The 10,405-nt window shown below is 60.2% G+C and carries 9 protein-coding genes; 6 read left to right on the top strand and 3 right to left on the bottom strand.

The window, feature by feature from the left end; all coding sequences use genetic code 11:
* Positions 1–20: 20 nt before the first annotated feature.
* The gene (cysQ, locus tag BW686_RS19200; RefSeq protein WP_084919096.1) at positions 21–863 is read right to left on the bottom strand and encodes a 3'(2'),5'-bisphosphate nucleotidase CysQ; all 843 of its coding nucleotides are present in this window, start codon (positions 861–863) and stop codon (positions 21–23) included.
* Positions 860–1,426, bottom strand: a complete 567-nt coding sequence (gene nudE / locus BW686_RS19195) for an ADP compounds hydrolase NudE (protein WP_084919095.1) — start codon at positions 1,424–1,426, stop codon at positions 860–862. Before nudE ends, cysQ begins: the two co-directional genes overlap by 4 nt.
* Positions 1,427–1,522: 96 nt before the next feature.
* Between nudE and yrfG the strand changes: the two genes are divergently transcribed.
* From yrfG to BW686_RS19170, 5 genes are all read left to right on the top strand, one after another.
* Positions 1,523–2,203 carry a GMP/IMP nucleotidase gene (gene yrfG, locus BW686_RS19190; protein WP_084919094.1) on the top strand — a complete coding sequence of 227 codons (681 nt, stop codon included), beginning with the start codon at positions 1,523–1,525 and terminating at the stop codon, positions 2,201–2,203.
* A gap of 41 nt (positions 2,204–2,244) precedes the next feature.
* Positions 2,245–3,126 carry a LysR family transcriptional regulator gene (locus tag BW686_RS19185; protein ID WP_084919093.1) on the top strand — a complete coding sequence of 294 codons (882 nt, stop codon included), beginning with the start codon at positions 2,245–2,247 and terminating at the stop codon, positions 3,124–3,126.
* Between the two features lie 102 nt (positions 3,127–3,228).
* Positions 3,229–4,065 carry a formate dehydrogenase accessory sulfurtransferase FdhD gene (gene fdhD, locus BW686_RS19180; protein WP_084919092.1) on the top strand — a complete coding sequence of 279 codons (837 nt, stop codon included), beginning with the start codon at positions 3,229–3,231 and terminating at the stop codon, positions 4,063–4,065.
* A complete protein-coding gene (locus tag BW686_RS19175) occupies positions 4,062–6,398 on the top strand; it encodes an FdhF/YdeP family oxidoreductase (protein WP_084919091.1) in 2,337 nt (778 codons plus the stop codon). Before fdhD ends, BW686_RS19175 begins: the two co-directional genes overlap by 4 nt.
* A gap of 215 nt (positions 6,399–6,613) precedes the next feature.
* Positions 6,614–7,078 (top strand): glycine zipper domain-containing protein, encoded by a 465-nt coding sequence (locus BW686_RS19170; protein ID WP_084919090.1) that lies wholly within the window; start codon positions 6,614–6,616, stop codon positions 7,076–7,078.
* A gap of 55 nt (positions 7,079–7,133) precedes the next feature.
* Here the strand turns inward: BW686_RS19170 and BW686_RS19165 are convergent, their stop codons facing one another.
* On the bottom strand, positions 7,134–9,062 hold the full coding sequence (locus tag BW686_RS19165) for a RecQ family ATP-dependent DNA helicase (RefSeq protein ID WP_179149316.1): 1,929 nt from the start codon (positions 9,060–9,062) through the stop codon (positions 7,134–7,136).
* 179 nt (positions 9,063–9,241) lie between these two features.
* Here BW686_RS19165 and BW686_RS19160 point away from each other — a divergent pair, with 179 nt between their 5' ends.
* Entirely contained in the window at positions 9,242–10,063 is an 822-nt protein-coding gene (locus BW686_RS19160) for a hypothetical protein (RefSeq protein ID WP_084919088.1), read from the top strand.
* Positions 10,064–10,405: the final 342 nt, after the last annotated feature.

The raw sequence follows: 10,405 nt of genomic DNA, 5'->3' as shown, positions 1-10,405 counted from the left end.
TTACCCTGGTGTGAACGGCTTCAGGACTGTGCCAATACCAGCAGTTTGTCGCGCCATTCGGCGTTGGCCGGCAGCGCCAGAAAGAACGGGTTGAGCAGCGATTCACGTGCCGGGTAGCTGAACGGTTTGCCGTCCAGTTGCAGCACTGCGCCTCCCGCCCCCTCAAGCACGCCTTGCGCGGCTGCCGTGTCCCATTGCGAGGTCGGCGCCAGTCGTGGGTAGCAATCCGCAGCGCCTTCGGCCAGCAAGCAAAACTTCAACGAACTGCCAATGTTGGTCAATTGCAACGGACCAAGTCCGTTCGCCAGACCGGCCAGCAAATGCTCCTGCTCCGGGCTGGAATGGCGACGGCTGGCGACCACGGTAAAGGTCTGCCCTTCACCAGGCTGATTGCGCACTACAATCGGCTCGCAGTGATCAATGTCATCGCTGCGCCAGGCACCCAGCCCGGCGCCACCGAAATAACAGCGGTTGTTGGTGGGCATCGAGACCACGCCGAACACCACACGCCCCCGCTCGATCAGCGCGACGTTTACGGTGAATTCTTCACTGCCGGAGATGAACTCCTTGGTGCCGTCGAGCGGATCGACCAGCCACCAGCGTTCCCAGCTCGCACGCTCACTGAGCGGGATGTCGGCGTCCTCTTCGGACAGCACGTGAATGCCTGGATCAAGCTTTTGCAAGCCCTCGACCAACACCTGATGAGCGGCCAGATCGGCGGCAGTCACCGGTGAGTCGTCAGTTTTTGTGGTCACCGTCACGTTGGCGCGCCAGAACGGCAGGATCACTTCTCCGGCCAGGCGAACAAGATCGATAACCGGAGCCAGCAGCGGATGGGGCAGGTCTTGTAACGAATCGGTCATGGCTGAAACAGTCCACGCTGGGTCAACAGGTCACGGGTAAGGTACAGCGCGGCCAACGCACGGCCTTCGCTGAACTGGGCATTCTGCGCCAGGCTCGACAGCTCCCGAAGGTTGATCCGGTCAACCCGAATCGGCTCGGGCTCGTCACCTTCCAGACGCTCTTCATAAAGATCGGTCGCCAGTACAACCTGAATTTTCTGGCTCATGTAACCCGGCGAAAGGGACAACTCGGTCAACAGCTCCAGTTGTCGTGCGCCAAAACCGGCTTCTTCCTTGAGCTCACGGTTGGCGGCCGCCAGCACGTCTTCGCCTGGCTCGATCAAGCCTTTGGGCAAGGACAGCTCGTATTCGTCGGTGCCGCCGCAATATTCTTCGATCAACACGGCGTGGTCGGCATCGAGCATCGCCACGATCATTACCGCGCCGGGGCCTGTGCCTTTGCTGGCCAGGCGTTCATAAGTCCGCTCGACGCCATTGGCAAAGCGCAATTGCAGCTCTTCAACGCGGAACAGACGACTGCTGGCGACGATGGCGCGGGCGAGTACGGTAGGTTTCTGACGCATGACAGGCTCCTTTACATGAACGAGGTACTATACCGAGCTTTTCCCGATGTCTGTGTCGGATATGCTTAACCGATATCAACCCCTGACGAGGCCAGAATGCTTTCCATGCCCTGGAGCGAAATCGACACCGTCCTGCTGGATATGGACGGCACGCTGCTCGACCTGCATTACGACGAACACTTCTGGATGCAGCATTTGCCACAGCGCTATGCCGAATTGCACGGTATCAGTTTCGCTATGGCCTGGCTTGAGCTGAAGCCACTGTTCGAAAATAACGCGGGCACGCTCAACTGGTACTGCCTGGATTTCTGGAGTGCCGAACTGAAGCTGTCGGTGCGCGATCTGAAACGGGAGATTGCGCACATGATCGCATTGCGCCCGGATGCGGAGACCTTCCTGGCGGCGATCAAACAGGCTGGCAAACGCGTGATCATGATCACCAACGCGCACCGCGATTCACTGTCGCTGAAGATGGAGCGCATCGAACTGGCGCCTTATTTCGAGCGCATGATCAGTTCCCATGATTACGGCTTTCCCAAGGAAAACCAGCAATTCTGGGATGCACTGCAGGCCGAGACCGATTTTGATCCGGCGCGCAGCCTGTTCATCGACGACACCCTGCCGGTGCTGCGCAGCGCCCGGCAATTCGGCGTTTCCCATCTGCTGGCCGTCAGCCAGCCCAACAGCCAGAAAGGCCCCAAAGACACTGAAGAATTCGCTGCGGTGGATGATTATCGGGAACTGATCAAGGGGCTGCTCGACCATCCACCAGCCTGAATGCGTAGAATCGGCTGTCTGGACGGCCCACCGGAGTGACTATGGACATCAAGCAACTTAAATTTCTGATCGCCCTTGATGAAACGAGGCACTTCGGCCAAGCGGCTGCGCGCTGCAATATTACTCAGCCGACGCTGTCGATGCGTCTACGCAATCTGGAAGAAGAGCTTGGCCTGCCGCTGGTCAACCGGGGCCAGCGTTTTGAAGGTTTCACCGCGCCCGGCGAACGCGTGCTGGCGTGGGCACGCACAGTGCTGGCTGCTTACGACGGCTTACAGGCTGAAGCCGCCGCCTGCCGGGGCCATCTGGTCGGCACGCTGCGCCTGGGCGTGGTGCCATTGTCGAGCTTCGATCCGTTGCCATTGCTGCATCGCCTGCACCAGATGCATCCCAACCTGCGCTTCGAACTGTCTTCACTCAGCTCCGAGCAAGTGCTGGAACAACTAGCAAGCAACCGTATCGATCTGGGCGTCTCCTACCTGGAGCGACTGGACAGCGAGCGCTTCGACTCGCTGACCCTGGACGACACGCGCATGGGCCTGCTGTACGACCGTCGGCATTTCTCCTTCGGCGACGCACCGCTGAGCTGGGCAGACCTGGTCGAACTGCCCTTGGGCATGCTGACCAGCGGCATGCATTTTCGGCAATCCATCGACCACAACTTCCATAGCCGGAACCTGCAGCCTCACCCGTTGATACAAACCGATGCCGTTCATCAGTTGCTGCAGGCCGTACACGGCGGGTTTTGTTGCGCGATCATGCCGCTTGATGGCGGCCTGGAAACGCTCACCGAACATTTGCACCTGCACCCGATTGCCGACGCACGTACATTGGCCCGGCTGGGCCTGATCATGCGCCGCAGCGCGCCGCGTTCCGCGCTGGCTGAAGCCTGTTTTGCGCTGGTTGCAGAAATCCCTCGCTGAAGTGCTGATCGACGTCATCTATCGGCGCATCAGCATTAGCGATTAGACGATAGCCAAGAAGACGCCTAGTCTTGCAGATGTCAATCTGCCGGTACTCAGCCCATGCACGTCACGCGCAAGGTCAGCTCGGCGCCCGTTTCCGCGCCAGCCCCTGAAGCAAGTCAGACCTACAGCTACTCGAACCTCGAGGGGCAGGATGCTGCACGCAATGCGCTGGCCGAAGAAGTGGCACTGGCCATTGCCTACAACGGCATCAGCCAGGCCGTCATGCTGGTCAGCCCGACCGATCTGGAAGACTTCATCGTTGGCTTCAGCCTCGGCAGCGGCATCATTGCTTCGCGTGATGAAATTTACGATTTCAAGCTCAGCGGGTGTGGCTCGGCGATGCAGGCTGAAGTCGAAATCGCCAGCCGCGCGTTCTGGGAACTCAAACAGCAGCGTCGGCAACTGGCGGGCACCAGCGGTTGCGGGCTGTGCGGCGTCGAAGCGGTCGAGCAGGCGCTGCCTGAACTGAACGTGCTGCCCGGCGCGCCTCTGCCGCCGATTCAATGGCTGGAAGGCCTGCGTCAGCGCATCGGCGAATTCCAGCCCCTTGGCCGCCATTGCGGCGCGGTGCATGCCGCGGTTTTCATGGACAGCGCCGGCCAATTGCTGTTGGGCCGCGAAGACATCGGGCGGCACAATGCGCTGGACAAATTGATCGGCGCGCTGATCCGTCAGGACATTCCTGTGGACGGCGGCGTGGCCATCGTGACCAGCCGCTGCAGCCTGGAACTGATTCAGAAAGTATTACGCGCCGGCATTCAGACACTGGTCAGCCTGTCGTCGCCCACCGGCCTCGCCCTGCAATGGGCGCGCCGTCATAACCTCAATTTAATTCACCTGCCGCAGCACAGTGCGCCGCGGGTCTATAGCCCTGCGATGGAGATTCAACCGTGAGCACTCATCACCAAGCCGACAAGACACCTACCCCTCGCTACAAGCCATACAAAGGTGCGGCAGGCGGTTGGGGCGCACTGATCAGCGTGACGCAACACTGGCTGGGCAGCGACAATGCGCTGAAGAACCTGCGCATGATGCTCAAGACCAACCAGAACGGCGGCTTTGACTGCCCGGGCTGCGCGTGGGGTGATTCGCCGGAAAGCGGCATGGTGAAGTTCTGCGAGAACGGCGCCAAGGCCGTCAACTGGGAGGCCACCAAGCGCCGCGTTGACCCGTCCTTCTTCGCCCGCCACAGCGTCAGCGCGCTGCTGGAACAGAGCGATTACTGGCTTGAGTATCAGGGTCGCCTGACCGAGCCGATGGCGTACGATGCCGAAACCGACCGCTACAAACCTGTCAGCTGGGACGATGCGTTCTCGCTGATCGCCAAGCACCTGAACAACCTGCCCAGCCCCAACATGGCCGAGTTCTACACGTCGGGCCGTGCAAGCAACGAGGCGGCGTATCTGTACCAGTTGTTCGTGCGTGCTTTTGGCACCAACAATTTCCCTGACTGCTCGAACATGTGCCACGAAGCCAGTGGCGTCGCGCTGTCACAAAGTGTCGGCGTGGGCAAAGGCACGGTGACGTTCGATGATTTCGAACACGCCGACGCCATTTTTGTCCTCGGCCAGAACCCTGGCACCAACCACCCGCGCATGCTTGAACCTCTGCGTGAAGCGGTACAGCGTGGCGCACAGGTGGTTTGCGTCAACCCGCTCAAAGAGCGTGGCCTGGAACGCTTCCAGCATCCGCAGCACCCGGTCGAGATGCTCACCAACGGCGACCGCCCGACCAACACCGCTTACTTCCGTCCTGCGCTGGGTGGCGACATGGCCTTGCTGCGCGGCATGGCCAAGTTCCTGCTGCGATGGGAGCGCGAAGCACAGCTGGCCAACGAGGCGTCGGTGTTTGACCACGCGTTCCTCAACGAACACACCGAAGGCGTGCTTGATTACCTGGCGGCCATCGATGACACGTCGTGGGACGAGATCGTCGAGCAGTCCGGCCTGCCCCTGACCGACATCGAGCAATCTGCGCGCATGTACGCCAAGGGCAAGAACGTCATCATGTGCTGGGCGATGGGCATCACTCAGCACCGTCACTCGGTGGCGACCATCCAGGAAATCGCCAACCTGATGCTGCTGCGCGGCAACATTGGCCGTCCAGGCGCAGGTCTGTGCCCGGTTCGTGGTCACAGCAACGTGCAAGGCGACCGCACGATGGGCATTAACGAACGCCCGCCGGTGTTTCTGCTGGACGCCCTGGAAAAGCGCTTCCAGTTCAAAGTGCCACGTGACAACGGGCATAACGTGGTCGAAGCCATTCACGCGATGGCTGAAGGTCGCGCCAAGGTGTTCATCGCGCTGGGCGGTAACTTTGCCCAGGCCACCCCGGACAGCCACCGCACTGCCGAAGCGCTCAGCAACTGTGACCTGACGGTGCAGATCAGCACCAAGCTCAACCGTAGCCATCTGTTCCACGGCAAAGACGCGTTGATCCTGCCGTGCTTCGGTCGTACCGATATCGACGTCCAGGCTCAAGGCCCGCAGGCGGTCACGGTTGAGGACTCGTTCAGCATGGTTCACGCCTCCAACGGCCAGTTGCAGCCGCTGTCGAAGCACATGCGTTCGGAGCCCGCCATCATCGCAGGCATCGCCAACGCGACACTGGGCAAGAAGCCGGTGGACTGGTTGTGGCTGGTAGAGGATTACAACCGCATTCGAGACCTGATTGCCGACACCATTCCGGGCTTCAAGGACTTTAACGAACGCGTCAAACACCCAGGCGGTTTCTACCTGGGCAACGCCGCCGGCGCCCGTCGCTGGAACACCGCTTCGACTCGCGCCAATTTCAAGTCCAACGCGCTGCCGCTGAGCCTGATCCATGAACGCATCAGTTCGACCGGGCAGATTCCGGACCTGATCATGCAATCGATGCGCTCTCACGATCAGTACAACACCACTATCTATGGCCTGGACGACCGTTATCGCGGTGTCAAAGGTCAGCGCGACGTGCTGTTCGTCAACGAAGCCGACATCATTCGACTGGGCTTCCAGCCGGGCCAGAAAGCAGACCTGATCTCGATCTGGAGCGATAACCGTGAGCGTCGCGTGAAGGGCTTCACCTTGCTGCCGTTCGACATCCCGGCCGGTCAGGCTGCCGCGTACTACCCGGAAGTCAACCCGCTGGTGCCGCTGGAAAGCGTCGGCGATGGCAGCAGCACGCCAACGTCGAAGTTTGTCGCGATTCGTCTGGAACGGTCGGCAGAATCAGCACGTATCGTCTGATGCCCGTCGCCGTTTCAGTTGCCCACAAAAAAGGCCCGTTTCAGTTGAAACGGGCCTTTTGCAAGTCAGCTAAGACTGCGTTTTATGATTTAAGTTCCTTAACCAAAACAGGCACTTAGGCTTATTTGTGGCAAACGTGTTACTCGTCGGATTTGAATTGCTACATTCTTCACTTGACACCAATATCGCGCCGTCATCCCTATGAGATTCCATACATGAAGTATTCCTCGATACTGTTGTTGTCTCTTACCTTGATCAGTGGTGCAGCCTCTGCGGGCGGCAATATTGAATCAGGCGTAGGCGGAGCATTGGGTGGGGTACTCGGTTCGGTTGTCGGTCAACAGATCGGCGGCAGCACCGGTTCAGCGATTGGCGCAGGCGTCGGTGGCGCAGCCGGTGGCGCGGTGGGTGCAGATCGCCGCAATCGTACAGAAGCCGCCATCGGCGGCGGCCTGGGCGCGGCAGGCGGTAACGTGCTGGGCCGCAGCGTGGGCGGCAACACCGGCAGCCTGGTGGGTTCAGCCGTAGGCGGGGGCGGTGGCGCTGCGCTCGGCAATTACATGGGCAACGAAAGCCGCAGTGAAGACCGTCGCTATCGCGGCGGCCGTGATGATCGTCGCGATTACCGTGGCCACGGCCATCGCCCGAAACACCATGGTCATCGTCGCCACGATCGTTGATCGCTGATGCGCTGAAGTATGGCAACCGGCCGCTCTCGAGCGGCCGGTTTTCGTTTTAAAGCCTCGCCTGCACCCACGCCCTCACCTGCGCATAGGGGTAATCCTCCAGCACCGCAAACCCGGTGGTGGCGCGGGCCTTTAGTTTGGTGAACAACGGCACACTGATGCCGCACAGAAAACGCGTCAGGCATTCCGCACTGGGCAACTGGCCGGTGTAGTCCTGATGCTTGTGGATAAAGTCTGCGCAGGCCTGCTGAAAGTCGCGGCTTTCCAGCGGTTCCAATGCGGGCGGCTCGGGCAGGTATGCGACGTCGCCGTGGCAGACCGAGCAGTGGCCACATTGCTGCGGCGCATTGAGATCGCCAAAGTAGCTTGCCAACCGATGAGTCAGGCATTGATCGCTGGCAAACACGTCAAGCATGGTGTGAATGCGCGCCACCTCGGTGGCCTCGTGATGGGCAAAATAGTCGTGCAGCTCGGCGCTTAGGGCCTGGGGCTCGAAATCGCTGCGCAACAGGCTGTACACCTCGGTCATCTGTTTGCTTTCAAGCTCGATCCAGCCCTTTTCCTGAAAGTAATCCAGCGCCTTGACCACCCGCCCTCGCTCGGCACCGTATTGCTGATACATCGCGTCAAAGTTGACCGTGGCCCAGGTCCGCGCCCGGCTGGACGTATCAATCAGCGCTTGAACGAACTGCTGCCGCTCGCCTTCGAAACGCGCCATCAGGTCATGCGGCTGAAGCAGGAACTTGAAACGGTACTCCGCAAAGTAAGCGTAACGCGGGGCAATGATCCCGCGCAGCTCCAGCTGCACCAGCAATGTCTTGAGCGGCAACTGACGAATGTTGCTGAGATCGGCCAGCGGCCCGAGCAGAAACTCCCATTGCCCGTCAGCGCGCGCGTTGAGCAAATCCTCCAGCACGCGCGCAATCCCCTCGCGCTCTGGCGTATCGCCGTACACAAAGTTCTCCAGCACGTTGAGGCTGTCGCGATTGGCCAGCACCAGACAGTCGGAAGCCGCACCGTCGCGCCCTGCCCGGCCGATTTCCTGGCTGTAGTTTTCGATGGACTTGGGCAGGTCGAAATGCACCACGTTGCGGATGTCGCTCTTGTCGATGCCCATTCCGAACGCGATGGTCGCCACAATGCAATTCAGGCTGCCGCCCATGAACCGCTTCTGGATGGACTCGCGCTGATCATTGGGCAACCCCGCATGGTAGGCACTGGCCGGCAGCCCGTTCTGTTCGAGGTGGGCGGCGATGTACTCGGCGGTCTTTTGCAGCGTGACGTAAACAATCGTCGGCTGCCCCGCCCGCTCGCCGAGCCATTCCACCAGACGCCGTCGCTTGTCACGCCCGCTGACCGGCTTGACCCACAAGTGCAGGTTGGCGCGGTAGAAACCGGTGGTGATGACATCGTCAGGGGCGATGGCGAACTTGTCCTGCATGTCGATGATGACTTGCGGCGTCGCGGTCGCGGTCAGCAGCAAGGTCTGGGGGATATTGAACTCGCGCTGATAGTCCGGCAGCTTCAGGTAATCGGGCCGAAAGTTATGCCCCCACTCCGAGATGCAGTGCGCCTCGTCGACCACCAGCAAGGAAATCGGCACTTGGGCGATGAAATTGCGGAAGCGCTCATTCTTGAGCCGTTCGACCGAGATCATGAGGATTTTCAGCTCCCCGGAGCGCGCCCTGGCCATCACGTCAGCGACGTCATCCCGGCTCTGCGCCGAATCGATGCTCGCCGCCGAAATGCCGTGACGGTGCAGAAAGGCCAGTTGATCCTGAATCAGCGCCAGCAACGGCGAAACCACCAGCGTCAAATGCGGCAGCATCAACGCGGGTAACTGGTAGCACAGCGACTTGCCTGAACCGGTCGGAAAAATCGCCGCCGCCGAGCGCCCCGACAGCACAGCACTGATGGCCGCCTCCTGCCCCGGCCGGAACTGCGTGTATCCAAAAACCTGTTCAAGACGCTGGTGCATTCGCGGTTCTTCCATCAGTCAACAAAACGGTCACAACCTTAGCGCGCCAGGCTTGCCGCACATAGCGTCAATGCGTTACAGAAACACCGCGCACAGCCGATAAACTTGAGATTTCATGCCAGCGGCGTCACCAGAAGACGCCGTGCTTACCTCCACATAACGCTTGATCTGGAGCAGGAATGGATTCCACACAGCAATCCGAGGACGACGGGGTTATCCGTATTCAGCGCCTTGTGCCGGGCCAGGTCGATGTGGTGCTGGGTTCGCACCCCAGCCGAAAACGTCTGGTTCAGCCTCGTCGATCCCGCCCCTACGCACTGTGGCTGGCAGGCCTGATCGTGGCCGGATGCATCGCCGGGATGGTCGCCTCCCACCAGCGAGGCCCCAAAGCTGCGCCTGAGCCGCTTATCGAACACTCGCCGGCAGAAACACCGGTGACCGTGATCGACAGAGAACCCGCAACAGCCGCCAGTTCTCCGCCCGCGCAATCAGGCAGGCCTTCTGACCTTCTGCCCGTCTCGGGCACTCAGAACCCGCCGGTTAACGTTCAGCCTCTGGACACCTGCATAAAGAACGGCAACGTGATTGATGAGAGCGTACTGAACTGCCGATTCGGCCAGATCCCTCGACCAACTCAGGCGGAAACGGCCAAAGGCATGGTGTCCGCAGACTACATGGCCGATTTCAAGGCCAATGCAACCCGCAGCCCCGCTCGTTCCTCCAGGCCCTACAGCGTTGCGACGGTCTCCATCCGCGAGTGGGATGGCCGCAATCGTTACCGTGCGCAATGGCGTGTGTACGGCAACACCATCGACGCCGACAGCGTGTGCCAGAACTTCGCCATTCACTCACTGGAGCGCCGAGAGTGCCGTAAGGCGGCGCAGGTCAACTTCAGGGAGGAATGCCGGGAATGGACCCGCCGCGCCGCCCGAAATCGTGATGAAGAGAGCAAAAACGCCGAGCAGCGCTATTGCGACATAGCGGCGACGTTTACGCCCTAGCGGTCAACGCGAGCCCTTGCAGGCTGGGGCTCATAGCGGTGATTGAGGCTTTCTGGGCGGGGATGCACAGACGAATATTCGGAGAAACCTTACGCTCTTATAGCCAATCGCTTACACGCAAAAAGGTAATTTGGCTATTTTGCGCCCCTCGTATGCACCGTAAGATTGGATCCAACAACTGGCGAACAAGGAGTTCGCCAGGATCAGGGACGATCGACCATCGCCGGGAAGGCAGCCGACAGGGAGTTGGAATGGTCTTGGTACAAACCCGCTTCGGCGGGTTTTTTTATGCCTGCGATTTTTGCCTTCGACCCATCTGCCGGATCAGGTTTTTTTTCTGAC

This window comes from Pseudomonas syringae, from assembly GCF_002157375.1.
Taxonomy (GTDB): domain Bacteria; phylum Pseudomonadota; class Gammaproteobacteria; order Pseudomonadales; family Pseudomonadaceae; genus Aquipseudomonas; species Aquipseudomonas syringae_T.
This window is presented reverse-complemented; position numbering and strand designations above follow the sequence as displayed.